Raw genomic sequence first — 22,460 nt, 5'->3', positions numbered from 1 at the left:
CCTGGCCTCCATGCGCCTCGTCATCACTCCGCCATGTTGAGGTCCGGCAGCTGCTGCTGGAACATCCGCGTCGCACTGGCGAGGCAGATGAACCCCAGGCACATCCAGCCGAAGCCGATCAGGAAGGACATCCCCGACAGGCTCGACCAGAGCCAGATGGTGCTGAGGAAGCCCACGGCCGGCAGCGCCCCGTAGCGCAGGTAGTTGCCCTTGCCGGTGAGGCGCTCATCGATCAGGTAGTGCTTGATCACCGCCAGGTTGACCGCCGAGAACGCGAAGAGCGCGCCGAAGCTGATCATGTTGGCGACGGTATCCAGGGTGACGAACAGGGCGATCAGCGACAGCAGGCTGATCAGGATGATTGCGTTCGCCGGCACGCGTTTCTTCGTCACCAGCTTGCCGAATACACGGGGAATCGCCCCGTCCCGGCCCATGGCGAAGAGCACGCGGGAGACGCTCGCCTGGGACACCATCGCCGAGGCGAAGCAGCCCGCCACGTAGGTCGCGGTGAAGAAGGTCACCAGCCACTCGCCGCCGATCCGACGCAGCACGTCGAGCGCCGCGGAATCGGCGTCGGTGAGCGCCTGCCACTCGGGAAACACCAGTTGGCCGAAGTAGGCCATGACGATGAACAGCACGCCGCCGATCAGGGTCACCAGCATGATCGCTGCGGGAATCTGCCGGCGCGGCTCCGGGGTTTCCTCGGCCATGGTCGACACGGCATCGAAGCCGAGGAAGGACAGGCACAGTACCGCCGCACCGGACATCACCAGCGGCAGGCTGAAGTGCTCGTCATAGAACGGCTGGACCAGCGCCACCGGCTCAGGCTGGGCACTGAGGTGACTGAGCGAAAGCGCAATGAACACCACCACGAAAACCATCTGCGCGACGATCAGCACCCAGTTGACCCGGGTGATCGACTCGATGCCGACGAGATTGAGCAGGGTCACCAGCGCAATGGACCCGAGGATCCACACCGAAAGCGGTACGGAGGGGAAGTAGTCGGTCATGTAGATGCCGATCAGCAGGTAGCTCAGCAACGGCAGGAAGATGTAGTCCAGCAGCAGCGTCCAGCCCGCCATGAAGCCGAAGGCCGCGCCGAAGGTGTTGCGCGTGTAGCTGTAGACGGACCCCGAATACGGGTGCGCCTGCACCATGCGTCCATAGCTGTAGGCGGTCAGCAGCATGGCCGCGAGGGTGAATAGATAGGCCGTCGGCAGATGCCCCTTGCTCATCCGGGTCACCAGGCCGTAGGTGGTGAAGACGGCCAGCGGCACCATGTAGGCGAGGCCGAACAGCACCAGCGCCGGGATGCCCAGCGACTTGCGGAAACTGCGCGACGACGGCGATGGGTGATGGGCTTGATGGGCAGGCAAGGACGTAGCGGAAGCGCTTGTTGTTTTTTTCATGGCTGACTCATGGACTGCGAGCCTCTGGGCTCGTTGGACTGGAACGGCGTGATGCCGGTCGAGGCTTCCTGCGCAGCGGTCGAATGCCCGGTGACCTCAGCCGAAGCCAAGCCTCGGGCAGCCGCTGCCGGAGGAACTCAGCGGGGGTCGATCGGGGCGGCCCGGCAAGCTTGCGGGGCCAGGGAAGCCGGGAGACGGTGCGTGGCAACAGCACCCTCTCGCGTTGCGAGCCGAGGGGCGCCGTTCAGTGCGTCATCGATGAATGTCCGTGCTGCAAAACACTGTCGCCACTCGTTGAACGCTTGCACCTGGGCACTCCTGCTGGCCGCCTCGAAGGACGTTGTTGTTGGAATGGGGCGGCATGGTGCTTCAGCTTTTCGCGGAGGAAAATTAGTAAAAATATTTTCGGGGCCAATGAAAAAAATGGCCGTGCATTGCGGACCCGGCGGCCGGCACCGCTATCCGACGGAGTGGCTGGGCGCCAGCCCGGGCAACCCGATACAGGCGCCGGATGCTCGCCATGACGCCTGCCTCGTCGACCACGCCAGTCCGATTTCCGCAGGGATCGGCCACGGCTGATGTACCATGCCGCGCCCAAACCTGCGGCGAACCCTTTCCCTGGCTGCCTATGTCCTCCAACGCGCTGTACACCGACCTGTCCTCCTACTACGACCTGATGTGTGCCGACATCGACTATCAGGCGCAGAGCCACTGCGTGCGCCGCCTGCACCAGCTGTTCGGCAACCAGGGAAGCCGGCACCTGGACCTCGCCTGCGGGACCGGGCCGCACGTGCGCCACTTCCTCGACTTCGGCTACCGCAGCGCCGGCCTGGACATCAACCAGCCTATGCTGGATATCGCCCGACAGCGTTGCCCCGAGGCGCACTTCAGCCGGCAGGACATGGCCAGCTTCCACGCCGAGGAACCGCTGGACCTGATCACCTGCTTCCTCTACTCGATCCACTACAACCCCGGCGTGGAACAGCTTCAGGCATGCCTTTCGAGCGTGCACGAAGCCCTCGCGAACGGCGGCGTGTTCTGCTTCAACAGCGTGGACAAGGGGCTGATCGACAACCGCTCCTTCGTCCGCCACTCGGTGGAACACGAGGGCAGCCAGTTCACCTTCGGCTCGGGCTGGTACTACAGCGGCGCGGGCGAGCGCCAGGCCTTGCGCCTGAGCATCGAGAAGACCACGGCCGGCGAGACCCAGGCCTGGCAGGACGAACACGCGATGGTCGCGCTGACTTTCGCCGAGTTGCGGCGACTGCTGGAGCCGCTCTTCGAGGTCCAGGTGTTCGAGCATGACTACGAACGGATCACACCCTGGGCCGGCAGCTCGGGCAACGCGCTGTTCGTCTGCGTGAAGCGCTGACGAGGGCCATGGCGTTCGCCGCGGCGAGAGCGACTGTGCCGGCAGGTCGACAAGAAAACGCGCAACCACGCCGCCGGCCAGCGTGGCGGATCGTCAGCGGATCTTGCCCACCGGCGTGAAGTTGCCGGTGAGATGGCCGTAGGCGCCGCCCAGGAACTCCTTGTAGGAGTTGGTGATGGGCTGGGTGGTCGTGGGCAGGCCCTGAGTCTTGCCGGTATCCACCGCCAGGCCGCACTCGATCGCCTTGATGACCATCACCATCAGGCTGCGCGCCGTATAGGCTCCACGGCTGAAGTCGAACCTCACAAGAATGCACGACGGGTGACTTTTCATTCTGAGCAAAGGTCCGAAGCCCCTTCGTCGGTATCGCCCTCGATGGGCAACTGTAGTTGCCCATCGGCAGGGCTGCATCGCCGCACGGCGGACTGCGCTTGCAAGCGATCCCGGTGCGCTGAATCGCCCTGAATGACGAACAACGACTACCAGTCGGTCGACGCTGACGGTTCGGGAACCGAAGCGGATAGCGCGGCCTCCTCCAGGCACCTCCTCCCTCGCTCGTCCGGCACTCGATTGCTTCGGCGGAATTTATGATGAAATAACCAATATTGACGTATTCGTCATTTTTGATAGATTCCGCTCCACCCGGATCAGCAGGATCCGGGCTAACCCCCACGGACCCGGATCTCCCAATGCATAACAACAATGAGTTCCTCCCCGAATCGGTCGACGTGCTGGTGGTCGGCAATGGCCCGGTCGGCGCCACGCTGGCGGCCCTGCTGGGCCGCTACGGCGTGGACAGCCTGGTGATCGACAAGACCCACGACATCCTGCCCATGCCGCGCGCCATTGCCCTGGACAACGAAGCGCTGCGCATCCTCCAGCTCGCCGGGCTGGAGGAGGATGCCTTCGAGACGGTGGTGATTCCCCAGGTGAAGATGCACTGCCCCATCGTCGGCCAGTTCGGCCAGGCCAATACCAGCGGCCGCATCGACGGCCACCACAAGCTGGTGACCTTCTACCAACCCGACCTGGAGCAGGCGATGCGGCGGCAGGCGCAGCGCTATGGGAACCTGCGTTGCCGGGGCGGCCTGGAGCTGCAGGATTTCACCCAGGACGACAGCGGAGTTACCGCCACCCTGCTCGATGAGCACGGCCAGTCGCACCCGGTTCGCTGCCGCTACCTCGTCGGCGCGGACGGTGCGAGCTCGCGGGTGCGTGGGCTGATCGGCCAGGAGTTCAACGGTCAGAGCTACTCGGAGGATTGGCTGATCGTCGATGCCGGCGCGCGCCAGGGAAAAGCCATCGACCACGTCGAGTTCCTCTGCGACCACCGCCGGCCGACGCCGCACATGCCCGCTCCCGGCGGCCGCGAACGTTGGGAGTTCATGCTGCGCCCCGGCGAAACCCGTGACGAGATGGAAGACCAGGAACGCATCCGCTCCCTGCTGGCGCCCTGGATCGAGCCCCAGCAGTTGAAGATCGAGCGCCAGGCTGTCTATCGCTTCCACGCCCGCTGCTGCGAGCGCTTCCAGCAGGGCCGGGTGTTCCTCGTCGGCGATGCCGCGCACATTACACCGCCCTTCGTCGGCCAGGGCCTGGTGGCCGGCCTGCGCGACGTGGCCAACCTCGCCTGGAAACTGTCCTGGGTCCTCCAGGGGCGTGCCACGCCGCGAATACTCGACAGCTACGACCAGGAACGCCAGCCCCATGCCCGCGAGATGATCGACCTGGCCAAGCTCATGGGCCGCCTGGTCATGCCCGGCAATGCCCTGGCGGCCATCCTGATCCACGGGTTCATGAAAACCCTGCGGATCATCCCGGCGGCACGGCGGCACCTCGAGGACCTGGACATCAAGCCCAGGCACCGCTTCCGCCGCGGCCTGTTCATACGCAGCCCGCGGCGCGCCCGGCTGGCCAGCGGCGGGCTGTTTCCGCAGGCCTGGGTCCGCCATGCGGGGCGCATCTGCCTCAGCGACCAGTTGCTGGGCGATCACCTGCAACTGGTCGGGCTGGGCACCGATCCGCGCCGCTGGCTCGACGCCACGCAGCAGAGGCAATGGCTGGAACTGGGCGGCAGCTTCCTGCAGATCGGCCATGCCCGCGACGACAGCCGTGCGGATTTCGCCGAGACCCTCGACGGTGCCCTGCTGACGCCCTGGCCGGGCCCGGCCCTGGCGGTGGTGCGGCCAGACCGCATCATCATGCACCAGTGCCGCCCCGAGCAGGCTGGCGACCTGCTGCAGCACTGCCAGGCGCTGCTGCGGGCATGAGCGGGTACCGGTCGGCCATGGGCTTCCCGTATCATCGCCGCAGCCCCGCAGCCGACGACCAGCCATGACCGACCGCCCCCCCTGCGAAGACCACAGCGAACCGCTCACCCGCGGCCACAAGAAACGCGCGCGAACCCGCCAGGGCCTGCTCGATGCAGCCCTGCGGGTATTCGCCCGGCAGGACATCGCCGCAACGGTGTTCCAGGACCTGGCCGCCGAGGCTCAGGTGTCCACCGGCACCATCTACAACTACTTCAAGACACGCGAGGAATTGGCCGAGGCGGTGGGCATCTCGCTGGCCGGCGACTTCTCCGAGACCATCAGCCAGCTCAGCGCCGGCATTTCCAGCGGCTCCCGGCGGCTGGCGATCGGCGTGCGCATGTTCGTCCTGCACGCACAGTCCGACCCGCAATGGGCCAGCGCGCTGTTGCGGGTGATCCACTACGACCAGGCCATGCACTCGACGCTGGCCAACCATGTTCGCGAGGACCTGCGCGGCGGCCTGGCCGAAGGCGTCTTCAGCTATGCCGATGAAGATGTGGCGCTGGACCTGGTGATTGCCGGCGCCACCGGGGCCATCCGCGCCACTCTCGAGGGTCGGGCACCCGAAGGCCAGGACGTGCTGCTCAGCGAAATGCTCCTGCGCGCCCTGGGCGCCACCCCCGCCAGGGCTTCGAAGATCGCCGCCCTGCCCTTGCCGCAGGGCGGCTGACCCGCGTCAGCCCTGGGCGACCCAGCGCCGGTAGCGGCGCGACTGCTTGCGCAGCTTCAACTGGTTGCCGATCAACGCCAGCAGCGGCGAAGTGCGCGGATTGGTCGGGCGCCCCTGGCTGAGCAGCACCAGCTGTTTCTTCACCACCGACTGGGTTGCCACCGCGGCGAAGGCCTTGTTCTTCCACGCCACGACTATCGGCTCGACCCGCGCGCCCTCGCCGGCCTGCCAGCGCCTGGGCAGGGCTGGATCGACGGCCAGGGCCGTGGCCATCCCCACCATGGCGACCGCCCCCTGCAAGGCGCGCTCGGCGACCTCCCGCCGGCGGATGCCTCCCGTGACCATCAACGGCATGCGTGCCGTGGCGGCGATACGCTCGGCGAACTCCAGGAAGTACGCTTCCCGCGCCAGGGTGCTGCCGTCGCGGGTCTGCCCCTGCATCGCCGGGCTTTCGTAGCTGCCGCCGGACAGTTCGACCAGGTCCACGCCCCGGTCGTTGAGCAGGCGCACCACGGCCTCGGCATCCTCCGCGGCGAAACCGCCGCGCTGGAAATCGGCGGAATTGAGCTTCACCGCCACGCAGAAATCAGGCGCTACCCGCGCGCGGATCGCTTCCACCGTACGCAACAGGATGCGCGCACGATTTTCCAGGCTGCCGCCCCAGTCATCCTCGCGCCGGTTGCTCAGCGGCGAGAGGAACTGGCTGAACAGGTAGCCGTGTGCAGCGTGTACCTGTACCCCGCTGAAACCGGCGCGCTCGGCCAGCAGCGCGGCATTCAGGTAGCGCTGTATCAGCCCGTCGATCTCCGCGCCGGTGAGCGCGCGCGGCTGGGCGAAGACATTCTTCAGGCCGGGAATATCCACGGCGATGGCCGAAGGCCCGAGGGCCGGCTGGCCCAGATCGGCCATCAACTGGCGGCCCGGATGGTTGATCTGCATCCAGGCGTGCGCCCCATGGCTGCGACAGGCCTCGGCCCAACGCCGGAAGCGCGGCAGCAGGCGCTCGTCTTCCAGCACCACGCCGGCCGGGCCGGTGAGCGCGCGGCGATCGACCATCACGTTGCCGGTGATGATCAACCCGGCACCGCCTTCGGCCCAGCTTCGATACAGACGCAACAAAGTGTCGCCGGGCGCGTGGTCGGCATCGGCGAGGTTTTCCTCCATCGCCGCCTTGGCGATGCGGTTGCGGATCACCTGGCCATTGGGCAGACGTAGCGGCTCGAACAATTGACTCATGGCTTCAGTCCTTCAGGTGTTGGGCCAGGGCGGCGAACGGCTTGCCGGCGCTGCGTCCCAACCAGTGCAAGGTCGACTCGGATTCATACGGCAATGCAACGGCCACCGCTTCGCCCGGTGCGGCGAAGCGCGGGAACAGGCTCAACGCGTGCCCACGACCAATGCCAGCGAGATCCGCCGTGCTCCAGACGCGGCTGGCGGCAAGCGTGCTGACCTGCTCGGCCACCAGCGCTTGCGGCGCGAACGGGAAGTCGCTGCCGAACAGCACCTGGCCGGGCTCGACCAACTCGCGCAGTACCGCCATGGACGGTGCGGCCGGTGCCAGCGCAGTGTCGAAATAGAAGCGCCGAAGGTAGGTCATCACGCCCAGCGGCGCCTGCTCCGCGAACTGTGGCAAGGCGTTGGCCAACGACACCCGCCAGGCCGCATACGGCAGGAAGCCACCGGCGTGGGCGAGTATCCAGCGGATGCGCGGATAGCGTTCCAGCGTGCCGCTGAGGATCAGGTTCACTGCCGCCCGCGTGGTGTCGCAGACGAACTCCAGCAGGAAACCCGGTGCCGCCAACCCCAGCGTCTGGCTGCTCGGGTGCAGGTTCGGGTGGAGGAAAACCGTCGCCCCGCGTTGATCCAGCTCGGCCATCAACTCGTCGAAACGCGCATCGCCGAGGAACACGCCGTCATTGCTGGCCAGCAGCACCAGGCCATCGGCCTTGAGCACATCCAGCGCGTGGAGCGCCTCGCTGCACGCCACCTCGGTGGCCGGCAGCGGCACGCAGGCGAAGCTGCCGAAACGCCCTGCATGCCGCTGGCACAGTTCCGCCGCAAATTCGTTGCAGCGGCGCGCCAGCTCGGCGGCGGCACGGTCGTTGCCGAACCAGACACCGGGCGACGAGATCGAGGTGATTGCGGTCTGCAGCCCCTGCCCGTCGAGCAGCTCCAGCGAACGCTGCGCCGACCATTCCGGCAAGGCCACCCCCGCCACCTTGTCCAGCCCCTGGCGACGCAACGCTTCCGCGTAGAACGGCGGCAGGATGTGGTGGTGCACGTCGATGCGGCCGGGCGCCAGTGGCGACGGGCGCTGCGCGGGCGCAACAGCATCGGAGGGAGCACCTGTCGGCGACAGGGCTGGCAGTTCAGCGGCCAGCAACGAGGCGCTGGCGAGTACGCCGGCGCCCATCACGAATTCTCGGCGATTCATGCGTTTCCCCCCGGATCAGCGGCTGCGCACACGTTCGACGTAGGCGCCCAGCGGCCGGGTCAGGCTGCGCTTCACCCGGCTGCCGAAGGATTCGCCACTGAAGATCGGCGCCGCGGCCACCTGCTCCTGCGCTTCGCGGTACTGCGGGAACAGGCTCAATGCATGGCCACGATTGATGCCGTAGCGCTGCTCGTTCGACCACAACGGGTTCTCCTCCAGGGTCTGGCAGGTCAATGTGGTGACCGGTGCCGGGGCGAAGGGGAAATCGCTGCCGAAAAGAATCTGCGAGGGCGCCACCAGCTCCTTCAGCGCTGCCATGGAGTAGCGCGACGGCGACAGCGCGGTGTCGTAGTAGAAGCGCTTGAGGTAGGTCATCACGCCCTGTGGCGCCTTGTCCTGGAATTGCGGCAGGGCGTTGGCCAGGGACACGCGCCAGGCCACGTAGGGCAGGAAGCCACCGCCATGGGCGAGGATCCAGCGGATGCGCGGGTACTTCTCCAGCGTGCCGGTGAGGATCAGGTTCACCGCCGCGCGGGTGGTATCGCAGAGGAACTCGACCAGGAAACCCGGCGCAGCGATGCCGAGTTTCTCGCTGCTTTCGTGCATGTTCGGGTGCACGAAGACGATGGCTGCGCGGCGATCCAGTTCCGCCATCAGTTCGTCGAAACGCGCGTCGCCGAGGAACACGCCATCGGTGCTGCCCAGCAGCACCACACCCTCGGCCTTCAGTTCATCCAGTGCGCGGATGGCTTCGCGGCACGCCGCCTCGGTGAACGGCGTGGGCAGCACGGCGAAGTTGCCGAAGCGCCCCGGATGATCGCTGCGCATCTGCGCGGCGAAGTCGTTGCAGCGCATCGCCAGCTCGCGGGCCTGCTCCACTCCCCCGCCGAAATGCACGCCCGGCGCTGACAGCGAGGTGATGGCGGTCTGGATGCCGTTGAGGTCCATCACCTCGATGGACTTCTGCGGCGACCATTTCGGCAGCGGCGCGCCGGCCACCATGTCCAGGCCCTTGTTCGCCATGACCTCGACGAAGGCCGGCGGGATGATGTGGTGGTGCACGTCGATTCGACCTTGTTGGATCGTCATTGTTGTTGTCCTTGTGTGATCCGGGAGGGTTCAGGCAGCACGGGCAATCTTCATCGCCTCGTTGAACCACAGGGCTACTGCGAAGCGCCCCTGCAGCTGGCACTGCCCGCCTTCGACGGCGCGCAGCATGTCGGTCTCGTCGCGGCTGAGCATCACCCGCAGGGCATCCGAGCTGCGCTGCCAGTACTGGGTGAAGTCCGGCCGGCGGTGTTCGCCGCGATGCAGGCTGAGCACCCCGCCGCGCAGCCGGTAGTAGCCGCCGACGCCATCGGCCGTGCGGATCTGCAGCACGAAGGAGTCCTCATGCAACAGCTCGCGCAGGCGCGCCGAGCGGCGTTCGGCGCGGCGCAGCAACGGGATGGACGCCAACAGCAGCAGGCGCAGTTTCAGTGAATCGATGAACAGGCTCATGGTCAGCGGGCTCCGCGCAGACGGTTGAACAGCGAGTAGCAATCGACCGGCAGGCTGTCGCCGCGCCAGCACACATGCTGGTCAGGCCGCACCAGCACGAAGCGCCGCTCGTACAGGGTCGCCAGGTATTTCTCGTGGATCGGCAGCACGTTCAGCGGTACGCCGCACTCCTGCGCCGCCTCCTGCAACGGCGCGCAGGCTTCGGCCTCGGCGTCGAACGCCAGCAGGGTGTAGCCACCCAGCGCAAGCTGATCGAAGAGCGCCGTGCCATCCTCGCGGAACGCGCTGGGCAGCCGCGCGCCGGACCAGGTGGTGGGCGTGTAGCGAACTTCCTCGTAGGCCGGCTCGCTGGCGGTGTCCGGCTCGATCGCCGGCGAGCCGTGGTAGCGGTAGCCGATTTCCACGCCCAGCGATTCGTAGAGCCGCGAGACCTTGCGCTCGAACTCGCGCCCGGCTTCCTGCCGCGCGGCATCGCCTGCCGTCCCCTGGGCGAGCAGCGCATCGTCGCGCCGCATCTGCGCCTCGAAGGTCGCCGCCGCGCACTTCTTCACGTGCTCGCGATTGCGCCGGGCCACCGGCAGGCGCTCCGCCTCGTAGCTTTCCAGCAGGCGCGGACCGCCCCAACCGGCCAGGCAGGCCGCCAGCTTCCAGGCCAGGTTGTGCGCCTCGGCCACCCCGGTGTTCATGCCCAGGCCACCGGTGGGCATGAACTGGTGGGTGGCATCGCCGGCAATGAACACGCGCTGCCGGCCGAACGAGCGAGCCACCAGAAACTGCGGGCGCCACGGGCCGGACTGGACGATCTCGTAGCGCAGCCGGGTGCCGAGGGCGGCGTCCACCACGCTCTCCAGCGACTCACCGGGGCGCGGCGCAAAGGGCCGGTGCAGCACGTAGTCATTGCGGCTGGCATCCGGCGACACCAGCAGACCGGCGAAGCCCGGCCGGGTCAGCCAGGTATGCCAGTAGGGCTGGTTGTTGGGGAACAGCCCGGCAATCTCATCGGAGCGCAGGTGGATGATGAACAGTTCGCCGACCAGGTCGCGGGTGCCGTCGTAATCGATGTTGAGGAAGTTGCGCACGCGGCTGTTGGGCCCGTCGCAGCCGATCAGGTACTGGGCGAAGAACTGCTGCGCCTCGCCGCTATCCACTTCATGGGCCATCGCTACCACGCCGGTGGAGCCCTGCTCGAAGCCATACAGGCGCCAGCCCATGCGCAGCTCGATGTTCGGGTCGGCTTCCACTTCCGCCATCAGCACCGGTTCCAGGTGCATCTGCGCGATGCGCTGCATCGACTCCAGCGGCAGGCTGCCGTCGCGGCAGGCGCGGATGGCCTGCTCCGCCTGGCTGACCGGCTGGTAGATCAGGTGCCGGTCGGACATCACGCTGTAGAACGGCCCGCTGGCCGAAGCCGCCATGGCCGAATACTGGTTGGCGTCGGTCGGGTTGCCGGCCGCGCGGATGCGTTCGGCCAGGCCCAGCTGGCGGAAGATTTCCATGGAGCGGCAGTTCACCACGTCCAGCTTGGGATGCGTGGTGGTCTGCCGGCGATCGTTGAGCAGCACGGAGCGAATCCCCAGGCGGCTGAGATTCAGCGCCAGGGTCAGGCCGACCGGGCCGGCGCCGCTGATGAGAACGGGTGTGTCGATCATGCCGCCACTCCTTGGGATTGATTGCTGTGGCGGACCAGCGACAGGCCGGCGAGGAAGCGCTCGGCGACGCGCCCCAGCTGGTCGGCGCGGCCGGCATCGAAGACATAGCGGTCGGGGCGGATCAGCACGAAGTCCATGTCCGCTTCGTCGAACCAGTCCTGCAGCGCGCCGCTGGGGTCGCCCAGTACCGGGCCGGACGGGTCTTCGGCGAACTCCAGCACGCGCAGGTCCACCTGCTGCGCCAGGCGCTCCAGCTGCGCTCGCTGGGTGTCGAGGCAACCGCGTCGGGCGAGCACGGCAAAGCCGTGGCCAAGCGCCTCGTCGAGCAGCAGCCGCTCGTCCTCCCCGTCCCGCAACACTTTCGGCTGCAGGGCCAGGTGACCGGACAGCCGGTGCCCCCAGCCGCAGAAACCGGCGGCCAGCGGCTTCTTGCGGTTGGCCTTGTCGGCGAACGCCTTGTTGGCGAAAGGCAGCAGGCCGGCGATGCGGAACAGCAGCCAGTCGCGCAGGAAGGCCACACCGCGGTGGCGGGTCTGGATGACGTTGCCGAGGAACATCGCGCCATTGATGATCTCGCGCACATGGGCCGAGCGTTCGGCCTCGTAGTCGTCGAACAGTTTCTCCCGCGCGGCGCCGCGCAGCACCATGTCCAGGCGCCAGCACAGGCTGCTCGCGTCGCGCACGCCAGAGCACATGCCCTGGCCGAGGAACGGCGGCATCTGGTGCGCCGAGTCGCCGGCCAGGATGATCCGGCCGTTGCGCCAGTCGTTGGCCCAGAGGCCGTGGAACTTGTAGTAGGCGATGCGGGTGATCTCGATCTTGTCGAGGTCGACGAAGTCGCGAAGTTGCTGGCGCACCAGATAGGGATCGGTGGCCTCGCGCTCGGACTTGCCGCCGGTGACCATGAACTGCCATTCGTAGTACGGGCCGGCCATGGGCACGTAGGTCACCGGCTGCGCCGGGTTGCACACCTGCGAGTGGTTGGCCGGCAGCAGCGCATCCTTCTCCCCGGAACGGGTCTTGGTATCCACCACCACCCAGGCTTCGTCGAAGTCGGCCGACTCCAGGCGCAGCCCGGCCTCGCGGCGGACAAAGCTCTTGCCACCGTCGCAACCGATCAGGTAGCGCCCCTGGAACACCCGCTCGCTGCCGTCACGCTGCACGGCGGTGGCGCGCACGCCTTCGGCGTCCTGCTCGACGCCGGTAACGCGGCAGCCGTACACCGGGGTGACATTGGGATAGCGCTTGAGCCCGTCGTGGAAATGCCGCTCCAGGGTCGGCTGGTGGAACCACCAGGCGCCGGGATGGCCATAGCGGCGGTCCTGGCTGCCGATGCGCGAGCGGGTAACCGGCTTGCGCCCGGGGCGCAGGATGATCTCCATGTCGGTGAACGACTCGCTGGTGCGGCCGATGTCGTCGGCCAGGCCGGCGAACTGGAAGATGCGCATGATCTCGTCATCGAAGTGCACGGCACGCGGGGCGTAGTAAAGGTCCTCGTCGCGCTCCAGGCCGACCACGGACCAGCCGTAGCGGCCCAGCAGGTTGGCCAGCACCGCCCCGGTGGGGCCGAGACCGACGATGATCACGTCGCAGGTTGTCGTTGTTGTTATGGACTCTTGCATTGCTCGCTCCAGAGGAATACATCGCCGAATCATTTTGAACACTAGTGTTCAATTCAGTCAACTGGAGATCAGTATTCCTCACTGAAACTCTCCGGCCAGAGCCTTTCCAAAGGATCGCTACAGCGCCGGATAGGCGCGAAAGACGGGAGAATCCACGGGGAAGGCAGGAAAAATGACGTTCAATAGACCCTGTTGACTTATTTTGAACGCACGTGTTCAATCAGCCCAAGCTTGACGTTGGAGCCGTCTTTTCATGGAAACCCTCAACCCCGTACAACGCCGTATCCACCAGGCCGCCCTGCGCCTGTTCGCCGAGAAGGGCGCGAGCCAGGTGAACATTAGCGACCTGGCCCAGGAGGCCGGTGTGGCCCGGGGCACGATCTACAACAACCTGCAGTCCATCGATGACCTCTTCCAGCACGTGGCCAGCCACCTGGCCGCGGAGATGCACCAGCGCGTGGTGAAGAGCTTCGGCGAGACCTCGGACCCGGCCCTGCGCCTGGCCAACGGCATCCGCTTCTTCATTCGCCGGGCCCATGAAGAGCCCCATTGGGGCGCCTTCATCAGCCGCTTCTCGATGAGCAATGAATCGCTGCGCGGCATGTGGTTCGGCCCACCGACCGCCGATCTGCTCAGCGGGCTCGCCAATGGCCGCTACAGCTTCCGCGAGGAACAGCTGCCTTCGGCGATTTCGATGATTGCGGGCGCCGTGCTCAGCTCGATGTTCCTGGTCCTGGAGGGACATCGCACCTGGCGCCAGGCCGGCAGCGACGCTGCCGAACTGACCCTGCGCGCGCTCGGCGTGGCGCCGGAGGAAGCGCGCAGCCTGTCCACCGGTGAGCTGCCGGTGCTGCCACCCGCGGACTGATCCACCCGAACCTGCCAACGCCCCTTTTCAGGGGCGATGGCGAAGCCTTGCCTGACGAAAGCCACGGAGAACAACAAGCATGAGCCGTCAGCCCCCTTCCGCAAGCCAGCCCACCGCCCTGGCGACGCCGCAGCCGGCGCGTCATCCGCGGCCAACGGTCAGGGCTCGCGCGCTGGCCCACCTGATCTTCGAACGTCCGGACCTGGAGCAGGCCGAGCGCTTTCTCGGCGACTTCGGCCTGGCCCTGGCGCGCCGCGATGCCGACTGCCTGTACCTGCGCGGCACCGGCCCGGCGCCCTACTGCTATCGTGTGGAACGGGCGGCGCAGGCGCGCTTCGTCGGCTTCGGCCTGGCCGTCGAGTCGCGCGAGGACCTGCAGCGACTGGCGCGCCTGCCGGGCGCATCGCCAATCCAGCAGTCGACTGCACCCGGCGGCGGCGAAAGCGTGAGCCTGCGTGACCCCTCCGGTTTCGTCGTCGAGGCGATCCACGGCCAGCAGCCGGCCAGCGCGCTGGCTCACCGCCTGGCGCTGCCGCTCAATCAGGTCGACGAGGCACCGCGGATCAACGCCACCCAGCGCCCGCCCGTGGCCCCACCGGACATCATCAAGCTCGGCCACGTGGTCCTCGAAGTGGCCGACTATCAGGCCACCGCCGGCTGGTACACGGAGCATTTCGGTTTCATCCCCAGCGACGTGCAGGTACTGCCCGATGGCTCCCCGGCGGTGGCTTTCCTGCGCCTGGACCTGGGCGACACGCCGGCCGACCACCACACCCTGGCGCTGGCCCAGGGCTTCATGGCCGCCTACAGCCACAGCGCCTACGAAGTGGTGGATGCCGACGCCGTCGGCATGGGCCAGCGGGTGCTGCGCGAGCGCGGCTGGAAGCATGCCTGGGGCATGGGCCGGCACATCCTTGGCAGCCAGATCTTCGACTACTGGCAGGACCCCTGGGGCGACAAGCACGAGCACTACTGCGACGGCGACCTGTTCACCGCCGAGCGCCCCACCGGGCTGCACGGCGTCAGCCCCGAAGCCATGTCGCAATGGGGCCAGCGCATGCCCAAGAGCTTCACCAAGCCGGCGATGAACCTGCAGAAGCTGCGCATCCTGCTGCACAACCTGCGGCACAGCCCGGACCTGACAGTGCGCAAGCTGATCACGCTGGCGCGGATGTTCGGCTAGGCCCGCCGCACAACCACAAGCACAACAACAATCGCCGCCCCGACGCGGCCCACCGCCGTACCAGGAGTCGTTGCCATGCCCGTGCACCTTGTCCGCTTTGAACACCAGAACGAAACCCGCTGGGGCGTCCTGCGCCAGGGCCGCATCAGCCCCCTGCCCGGCCGCTACGCCAGCACCGGCGAGCTGATCCGGCACGTTCAGGTCGAGGAACTAGCGGCATTGCGAGGCGACGAACTGGCGCTGGAAGCGGTCAAGCTGCTCTCGCCGATCACCCGCGACCAGCAGTTCGTCTGCCAGGGCGCCAATTATCGGCAGCACATGATCGAGTCGGGCATGGACCCGGACGCCAAGCACTTCAACATGATATTCACCAAGGCGCAGAGCTGCATCGTCGCCGCCGACAGCGACCTGATCAAACCGCGCCAGGTGCGCTTCCTCGACTACGAGATCGAGCTGGGCCTGGTGCTGCGCCGGGAGATCACCAGCAAGGTCGCGGTCAACGACGCCAACCTGCACGAGTTCATCGCCGGCGTGGTGATCGTCAACGACTACTCGGCGCGCGACATCCAGATCCCGCAGATGCAGTTCTACAAGGGCAAGAGCTTCCGCACCTTCGGCCCGGTCGGCCCGTACCTGTGCCTGCTGCAGAAGAACGACATGGGCTACCTGAAGGACCTGCGGCTGCGCCTGACGGTCAACGGCGAGGTGCGCCAGAGCGACAGTACCGCCAACCTGGTGCATGGCCCGGCGGAGACCCTGAGCGAGCTGTCCGGGGTGCAGGACTTCGCTGCCGGCGACCTGATCGCCACCGGCACGCCGGCCGGCTGCGCGCTGTCGGTGCCCTCGCCGGCCAAGCAGCGCATCGCCGCGTTGCTGCCCGAGCACATCAAGTGGAAGGCCTTCCTCAAGACGCAGGCGGGGCGCAGCCAGTACCTCAAGGCCGGCGACCTGGTCGAGGCGAGCATCCGCAGCGCCGACGGCGTCGTCGACCTGGGCGTGCAGCGCAACCGCGTGGTGGAGCAAGCCTGATGGCCGTGCAGACCCTCGCCGATATCCAGGCGCTGGAGAGCGTTGCGCTGGCACGCCGCGAGTTGCCCGCCAGCACCTACGAAGCGCTGCGCCGTTGCGCCGGCGAATACGGCACGTCGACGGCGCTCAGCTTCTTCCTCGAAGCAAAGGACTTCCGTCGCACCCACGACTGGACCTACGCCGAGTTGTTCGCCGACATCACCCGCGCCGCCAACGCCTTCCACCGGCTCGGCATCGGGCCGAAGGACGTGGTCGCGTTCCTCCTGCCGAACCTGCCGGAAACCCACTTCGTCATCTGGGGCGGCGAGGCCGCGGGCATCGTCCTGGCGATCAACCCGCTGCTGGAGGCCGCACAGATCGGCGACCTGCTGCGCGCCGCCAATGCGAGGCTGGTGGTGACCCTGGCGCCGACGCCCGGCAGCGACCTGTGGCCCAAGCTGGCCAGCCAGCTCGACAGCCTGTCCGGCGTGCGCGATGTGCTCTGGGTGAGCATGGCGCCCTACGTCGGCACCGTGGCATCCCTCGCGCTACGCTGGATGGCCCGGCGCGAACGCCAGCGCCACCCGCGCCTGCGCATCCATGACCTGCGCACGGCAATGCGCCGCGAGAATGGCAAACAGCTCAGCAGCGGCCGCGTGATCCGCGCGGAAGAACCCTCCTCCTACTTCTGCACCGGCGGCACTACCGGCCTGCCGAAGATCGCCCGGCGCAGCCACGGCTCGGAAGTCTTCAACGCCTGGGCGATGGCCGCCAACATGCAGCCGCGCCAGCCCGGCCAGGTGATCTTCTGCGGGTTGCCGCTGTTCCACGTCAACGGCCAGCTGGTGACCGGGCTGATGCCCTGGACCCATGGCGACCGGGTGATCATCGGCACGCCCCAGGGCTATCGCGGCGAGGGCGTGATCCCGGCCTTCTGGGCAATGGTCCAGCACTTTGGCATCAACTTCTTCTCCGGCGTGCCGACCGTCTATTCGGCCCTGCTGCAGCAACCCGTCGCCGGCCACGACCTGTCCAGCCTGCAGTACGCACTGTGTGGCGCAGCGCCGATGCCGGTGGAGCTGTTCCGCGAGTTCGAGCGGGTGGTCGGTGTGCGCATCCTCGAAGGCTACGGTCTCACCGAGGGCGCGTGCGTTTCATCGAGCAACCCGCCCGACGGCGAACGACCGATCGGCTCCATCGGCCTGCGCCTGGCTTACCAGGACATGCGTGCGGTGATCCTCGACGATCAGGGCGCCTACATGCGCGATGCCGAGACCGACGAGGTCGGGGTGATCGCCATCCACGGCCCCAACGTGTTCCTCGGCTACCTCGACGACAGCCACAACAAGGGCTTGTGGATCGACATCGGCGGGCGGCGCTGGCTGAACACCGGCGACCTCGGGCGGCAGGACGCCCAGGGCTACTTCTGGCTCACCGGGCGCAAGAAGGAACTGATCATCCGCGGCGGCCACAACATCGACCCGAAGCAGATCGAAGAAGCGCTGCAGGCGCACCCGGCAGTGGCCCTGGTGGCGGCGGTGGGCAGCCCCGACCCGCACGCTGGCGAGATTCCCGTGGCCTATGTGCAGCTCGCCGCCGGCCAACGTGCCGACAGTGCTGCGTTGCTGGACTTCGCCAACCAGCGGATCAGCGAACGCGCCGCAGTGCCCAAGCGCATCGAGATTCTCGACGCCCTGCCGGTCACGCCGGTGGGCAAGATCTTCAAGCCCGTGCTGCAGCAACGCGAAATCGCCCGGGTGATCCGCCAGGAAGCGGACAACCAGGGCCTGGCCGGCATCGCCGTGGAGGTGGTGCAGGACGCCCGTCGCGGACTGGTGGCACAGGTTCGCGCCGGCTCCGGGCGCGATGAACTGGCCCGTGCGCTGGGCCGCTACAGCTTCGCGGTTGACTGGCACGGCTGAGCCCGACCACAGCGCTCGCACACACAACAAGAACAAGACGAAGGAAGTGCCATGCGACCCCGACTGTCCCGAGCCCTTGCCCTGCTGCTCGTCCTCGCCCTGCCCGGTTGCGAACGCATCCAGCACGCGGCGCTGGATGCCATGGTCAAGGACCACACCGACCAGTCCCTGATCCAGGGCGGCAATGCCATTCGCGTCATCCTCTGCGGCACCGGCACGCCGCAGGTCAATGCCACCCGCGGCCAGGCCTGCACCCTGGTGGCCGCTGGCGGCCGGCTGTTCCTCTTCGATGCCGGCGAAAACGCCATGCGCAACCTGGAGACCAGCCACGTGCCGATACAGGCACTGAACCAGGTGTTCATCACCCACTGGCACTCGGACCATTTCAACGGCCTGGGTGCGCTGATCAACCACAGCTGGATCTACGGCCGGCAGACGCCCTTGGTGGTCTACGGCCCGACCGGCGTGGAGCAGGTTGTCGAGGGACTGGCCATGGCCTATGCCCAGGACGCCAGCTACCGCAGCGCCCATGCCCTGCCTGCCACCGACCGACGCCTGGCATTCGCCGAGCCGCGCCGGGTGGAGATCGCCGAGGGACAGGAATCGGTGCGCGTCTATGACCAGGGCGGCGTGACCATCGATACCTACCGCGTCGACCACCATCCGGTGGAGCCCGCCTACGGCTACGTGTTGCGCTACCAGGGCAGGAAGCTGTTCATCAGCGGCGATACCCGCGTCAGCGAGCGCTACCTGGAAGCCATGCGCGATGCCGACCTGGTGGTGCACGAGGCGATCAATGCGCATCTGGTGCACGAGGGCGCCGCGGCGCTCGAACGCACCGGGCAGAAGGACCGTGGACAGCAAGCCGTGCGCGTACTCGATTACCACGCCGACACCCTGGAGCTGGCACGCATGGCCCAGCGCGCCGGCGTGCGCCATCTGCTGCTCACCCACCTGATCCCGGCCCCGGACAACTTCCTCGCCAGACGGATGTTCGTCAGCGGCATGGCCGATGAGTATTCGGGCGAGATCACGCTCGGGGAGGACGCCCTCGACCTGAGCCTCTAGCGCCTTCCACCACCACCTTCATCAACTGGCCCGCACGCCGCGGGCCAGCGGGGCCCCGCTGTGCCCGAAAAAGGGCCGGCAGACGACAGAACAACAACAAGAGGTCGTTTCAGATGAACCGCAGATCACCCGCCTTGCACCTGCTCGCGCTTCCCGCCGCCATCGGCCTGGCCGTTTACGGCGACGGCGCACAGGCCTTCACCTTCTCCCTCGGCGAGATCGAGGGGCAGTTCGACTCCAGCCTCTCGGTCGGCGCCAGCTGGGCCATGCGCAATGCCGACGCCGGCCTGCTGCACAGCCACAGCTCCGACGACGGCAAACGCAACTTCCGCGAGGGCGACACCTTCTCCAAGGTGTTCAAGGGCATCCACGACCTGGAGCTGAAGTACGGCGACTCCGGTGCCTTCGTCCGCGGCAAGTACTGGTACGACTTCAAGCTCAAGGACGAGCACCTGCACTTCAAGGACATCGACGACCACGGCCGTGAGGAAGGCGCCAAGGCCTCCGGCGCCGAATTCCTCGATGCCTTCCTCTACCACAACTACAGCATCGGCGACCTGCCCGGCACCGTGCGCCTGGGCAAGCAGGTGGTGAGCTGGGGCGAGAGCACCTTCATCCAGGGCGGCATCAACGCGATCAACCCGATCGATGTCGCGGCGTTCCGCCGCCCTGGTTCGGAGATCAAGGAAGGCCTGATCCCGGTGAACATGTTCTACGTCTCGCAGAACTTCAGCGAGCACCTGTCCGCCGAGGCCTTCTACCAACTGGAATGGCAGAAGACCGTGATCGACAACTGCGGCACCTTCTTCTCCACCACCGATGTGATGGCCGATGGCTGCAACGGCCTGGCCGCCGGCCCGGTGATCAACCAGAACCCGCTGGCGGTCCAGGCCCTGGCGCCAGCGGGGATCAACCTGACCGACGAAGGCATCGTCATCCCCCGCGGCAAGGACCGCGAAGCACGCGACGACGGCCAGTGGGGCGCCGCCCTGCGCTGGTTCGCCCCGGAGCTGGATAGCGAGTTCGCCGGCTACTTCATCAACTACCACAGCCGCCAGCCATACCTCAGCGTACGCAGCGGCCCGCACGCGGCCGACCTGGGCTTCGCCCCGCAGCTGTGCGGCAACCTCGGCATTCCGGATGCCCTCTGCGGCGCGGTGATCGGCAGCGGCGCCGGCCAGCAGCTGACCCAGGCCTATCGCCTGGGCAGCGCCCAGTACTTCGCCGACTACCCCGAAGACATCCAGCTCTACGGCCTGAGCTTCAGCACCAGCCTGCCCACCGGCACCACCCTGGCCGGCGAGATCAGCTACCGGCCGAACATGCCGGTGCAGATCAACCCGGTGGACCTGGTCACCTCGACCCTGGGCATACCGGCGCTCACACCGGTCTACGGCGACGCGCCGGCACCGGCCAACGACGCGATCCTCAAGGGCTACCGGCGCAAGGAAGTGACCCAGGCGCAGGTCACCGCGACGCACTTCTTCGACCAGGTGATGGGCGCCGACCGCCTGACCCTGATCGGCGAGATCGGCGTCACCCATGTCGGCGGCCTGGGCGGCGACGACGAGCTGCGCTACGGCCGCAGCCCGGTGTTCGGCCAGGGGGCGCTGTACCCGGACAACAGCCTGTGCACCGGCAACAGTGTCACGCCGCAGTACTGCAACGACTCGGGCTTCGTCACCAGCACCGCCTGGGGCTACCAGACGCGGGCGATCTGGGAGTACGCCGACCTCATCGACGGCGCCACGGTGCGACCCAACCTGGCGTGGTCCCACGACGTCCACGGCTATGCCCCGGAACCGGGCTTCAACCAGGGCGCGCGGGCGATCAGCGTCGGCGTCGATAGCACCTACCTCAACACCTACAACATGAGCCTTTCCTACACCAACTTCTTCGGCGGTAAGTACAACGTGAATACCGACCGGGACTTCCTTGCCCTGAGCCTTGGCGTGTCGTTCTAAGCGGAGAGAACCCGATGAACAAGAAACTTGCGTGCGCTTCCCTGCTCCTCCTGTCCCTGCCTTTCAACCTCCAGGCCGCCGTTCCCGAAGCGGAAGCGGCAAAGCTGGGCAGCACCCTCACACCGCTGGGCGCAGAGCGTGCCAGCAATGCCGACGGCAGCATTCCCGCCTGGGACGGCGGCCTGCCGACCAACGCCGGCAGCCGTGGCGCGGACGGGCGCCTGAGTGATCCCTTTGCCGCCGACAAACCGCTGTTCAGCATCACCGCGCAGAACATGGCGCAGTACGCGGCGAACCTCACGCCCGGCCAGCAGGCGATGCTCAAGCGCTATCCGGACTACCACCTCAACGTCTATCCCGCGCATCGTTCGGCTACCTACCCGGCGACGGTGGTGCAAGCCGTGGCCGCGAATGCGCGGCATGCCAGCCTGGTCGAGGGCGGCAACGGCCTGAAGGACTTCCAGACGGCGATCCCCTTCCCCATTCCGCAGAGCGGCGTCGAGGCGCTGTGGAACCACATCACCCGCTACCGCGGCGGCAGCGCGCAACGCCTGCACGTGCAAGCGACGCCCACCGCCAACGGCACCTACACGCCCACTTACTTCCAGCAGCAGTTCAGCTACCGCGACCAGCTCACCGACTACAGCCCGGACAAGGACAACAACGTCCTCTTCTACTACAAGCAGCTGGTCACCGCGCCGGCACGGCTGGCCGGTGACGTGGTGCTGGTCCACGAGACCCTCGACCAGGTCCGCGAGCCGCGCATGGCCTGGGTCTACAGCGCCGGCCAGCGTCGCGTGCGGCGCGCCCCGCAGATCGCCTACGACGGCCCCTACCCGGCCTCGGACGGCCTGCGCGTGGCGGACAACCTGGACATGTTCAACGGTGCGCCGGATCGCTACGACTGGAAGCTGGTGGGCAAGAGGGAAATCTACGTGCCCTACAACAGCTTCGCCCTCGACTCCACCGCCCACCGCTATGACGACCTGGTAAAACCCGGCCACCTCAACCAGGACCTGGTGCGCTACGAGAAACACCGCGTGTGGGAGGTCGAAGGCACCCTGCGCGCCGGCGAGCGGCACATCTACGCGCGCCGTGTGCTGTTCCTCGATGAGGACACCTGGCAGGCCGTGCTCGCCGACCACTACGACGGCCGCGGCACCCTCTGGCGCGTGGGCGAGAGTTTCATGACGCCGCTCTACGACAAGCAGATTCCCTGGCTGGGCGTGGAAGCCATCTACGACCTGATCAATGGCCGCTACCTGGTCTCGGGCCTGACCAACCAGGAAAAATCCCAGGTGGAATTCGGCTTCAGGGCCAGCAGTGTCGACTACACCCCGACGGCGCTGCGCAACCAGGGCATCCGCTGATCCCTGCGTCGGGCCGGGCCGTGGACTGACGTCCCCTCGGCCCGACGCTCCCTGTCGCCAGGTGGGCAGCCTTGCTGCACTCACCGCAGAACTGCAGGCCAGGATTTCC

18 protein-coding genes are annotated in these 22,460 nt (G+C 67.2%); 10 read left to right on the top strand and 8 right to left on the bottom strand.

Annotated features, from left to right (window positions below; all coding sequences use genetic code 11):
- Positions 1-23 precede the first annotated feature (23 nt).
- Positions 24-1,409: an APC family permease gene (locus tag G4G71_RS12975; protein WP_240964916.1), complete on the bottom strand. Its 1,386-nt coding sequence runs from the start codon at positions 1,407-1,409 to the stop codon at positions 24-26.
- 628 nt (positions 1,410-2,037) lie between these two features.
- On the opposite strand from G4G71_RS12975, the gene G4G71_RS12970 reads away from it, so the two are divergent.
- The gene (locus G4G71_RS12970; protein ID WP_169938132.1) at positions 2,038-2,781 is read left to right on the top strand and encodes a class I SAM-dependent DNA methyltransferase; all 744 of its coding nucleotides are present in this window, start codon (positions 2,038-2,040) and stop codon (positions 2,779-2,781) included.
- Positions 2,782-2,874: 93 nt separating this feature from the next.
- On the opposite strand, the gene G4G71_RS12965 is transcribed toward G4G71_RS12970, so the two are convergent.
- The gene (locus G4G71_RS12965) at positions 2,875-3,087 is read right to left on the bottom strand and encodes a hypothetical protein (RefSeq protein ID WP_169938130.1); all 213 of its coding nucleotides are present in this window, start codon (positions 3,085-3,087) and stop codon (positions 2,875-2,877) included.
- A gap of 383 nt (positions 3,088-3,470) precedes the next feature.
- On the opposite strand from G4G71_RS12965, the gene G4G71_RS12960 reads away from it, so the two are divergent.
- Together G4G71_RS12960 and G4G71_RS12955 are read left to right on the top strand one after the other, a co-directional pair.
- Entirely contained in the window at positions 3,471-5,051 is a 1,581-nt protein-coding gene (locus tag G4G71_RS12960) for a bifunctional 3-(3-hydroxy-phenyl)propionate/3-hydroxycinnamic acid hydroxylase (RefSeq protein ID WP_169938128.1), read from the top strand.
- 64 nt (positions 5,052-5,115) lie between these two features.
- A complete protein-coding gene (locus tag G4G71_RS12955; protein WP_054908504.1) occupies positions 5,116-5,763 on the top strand; it encodes a TetR/AcrR family transcriptional regulator in 648 nt (215 codons plus the stop codon).
- A 6-nt stretch (positions 5,764-5,769) separates the two neighbouring features.
- On the opposite strand, the gene G4G71_RS12950 is transcribed toward G4G71_RS12955, so the two are convergent.
- Genes G4G71_RS12950 through G4G71_RS12925 form a run of 6 tightly spaced genes read right to left on the bottom strand, consistent with a single transcriptional unit; the run spans position 5,770 to position 12,968 of the window.
- Positions 5,770-6,999 carry an NADH:flavin oxidoreductase/NADH oxidase family protein gene (locus G4G71_RS12950; RefSeq protein ID WP_169938126.1) on the bottom strand — a complete coding sequence of 410 codons (1,230 nt, stop codon included), beginning with the start codon at positions 6,997-6,999 and terminating at the stop codon, positions 5,770-5,772.
- A 4-nt stretch (positions 7,000-7,003) separates the two neighbouring features.
- Entirely contained in the window at positions 7,004-8,197 is a 1,194-nt protein-coding gene (locus G4G71_RS12945) for an amidohydrolase family protein (protein WP_240964915.1), read from the bottom strand.
- A 15-nt stretch (positions 8,198-8,212) separates the two neighbouring features.
- Positions 8,213-9,286 carry an amidohydrolase family protein gene (locus G4G71_RS12940; RefSeq protein WP_169938124.1) on the bottom strand — a complete coding sequence of 358 codons (1,074 nt, stop codon included), beginning with the start codon at positions 9,284-9,286 and terminating at the stop codon, positions 8,213-8,215.
- A gap of 30 nt (positions 9,287-9,316) precedes the next feature.
- On the bottom strand, positions 9,317-9,697 hold the full coding sequence (locus G4G71_RS12935) for a hypothetical protein (protein ID WP_169938122.1): 381 nt from the start codon (positions 9,695-9,697) through the stop codon (positions 9,317-9,319).
- Positions 9,698-9,699: 2 nt separating this feature from the next.
- A complete protein-coding gene (locus G4G71_RS12930; protein ID WP_169938120.1) occupies positions 9,700-11,346 on the bottom strand; it encodes an FAD-dependent monooxygenase in 1,647 nt (548 codons plus the stop codon).
- Entirely contained in the window at positions 11,343-12,968 is a 1,626-nt protein-coding gene (locus G4G71_RS12925) for a bifunctional 3-(3-hydroxy-phenyl)propionate/3-hydroxycinnamic acid hydroxylase (protein ID WP_169938117.1), read from the bottom strand. The genes G4G71_RS12930 and G4G71_RS12925 overlap by 4 nt, the downstream gene beginning before the upstream one ends.
- Before the next feature lie 253 nt (positions 12,969-13,221).
- Between G4G71_RS12925 and G4G71_RS12920 the strand changes: the two genes are divergently transcribed.
- From G4G71_RS12920 to G4G71_RS12890, 7 genes are all read left to right on the top strand, one after another.
- Positions 13,222-13,836 (top strand): TetR/AcrR family transcriptional regulator, encoded by a 615-nt coding sequence (locus G4G71_RS12920; RefSeq protein WP_169938115.1) that lies wholly within the window; start codon positions 13,222-13,224, stop codon positions 13,834-13,836.
- A gap of 79 nt (positions 13,837-13,915) precedes the next feature.
- Complete coding sequence (locus G4G71_RS12915) at positions 13,916-15,019, top strand: VOC family protein (protein ID WP_169938113.1); 1,104 nt, start codon at positions 13,916-13,918, stop codon at positions 15,017-15,019.
- Between the two features lie 75 nt (positions 15,020-15,094).
- Positions 15,095-16,048, top strand: coding sequence for a fumarylacetoacetate hydrolase family protein (locus tag G4G71_RS12910; protein ID WP_169938111.1), 954 nt, complete (start codon positions 15,095-15,097; stop codon positions 16,046-16,048).
- Positions 16,048-17,949, top strand: a complete 1,902-nt coding sequence (locus tag G4G71_RS12905; protein ID WP_169938109.1) for an acyl-CoA synthetase — start codon at positions 16,048-16,050, stop codon at positions 17,947-17,949. Before G4G71_RS12910 ends, G4G71_RS12905 begins: the two co-directional genes overlap by 1 nt.
- Before the next feature lie 51 nt (positions 17,950-18,000).
- The gene (locus G4G71_RS12900; protein WP_169938107.1) at positions 18,001-19,017 is read left to right on the top strand and encodes an MBL fold metallo-hydrolase; all 1,017 of its coding nucleotides are present in this window, start codon (positions 18,001-18,003) and stop codon (positions 19,015-19,017) included.
- Between the two features lie 113 nt (positions 19,018-19,130).
- Positions 19,131-20,981 carry a DUF1302 domain-containing protein gene (locus tag G4G71_RS12895; RefSeq protein ID WP_169938105.1) on the top strand — a complete coding sequence of 617 codons (1,851 nt, stop codon included), beginning with the start codon at positions 19,131-19,133 and terminating at the stop codon, positions 20,979-20,981.
- Positions 20,982-20,995: 14 nt separating this feature from the next.
- Entirely contained in the window at positions 20,996-22,351 is a 1,356-nt protein-coding gene (locus tag G4G71_RS12890) for a DUF1329 domain-containing protein (RefSeq protein WP_169938103.1), read from the top strand.
- Positions 22,352-22,460 lie beyond the last annotated feature (109 nt).

The organism is Pseudomonas multiresinivorans (genome assembly GCF_012971725.1).
GTDB classification, from domain to species: domain Bacteria; phylum Pseudomonadota; class Gammaproteobacteria; order Pseudomonadales; family Pseudomonadaceae; genus Pseudomonas; species Pseudomonas multiresinivorans.
Note: the sequence above shows the minus strand (reverse complement) of the source record. Positions and strands in the feature narration are given on the sequence as shown.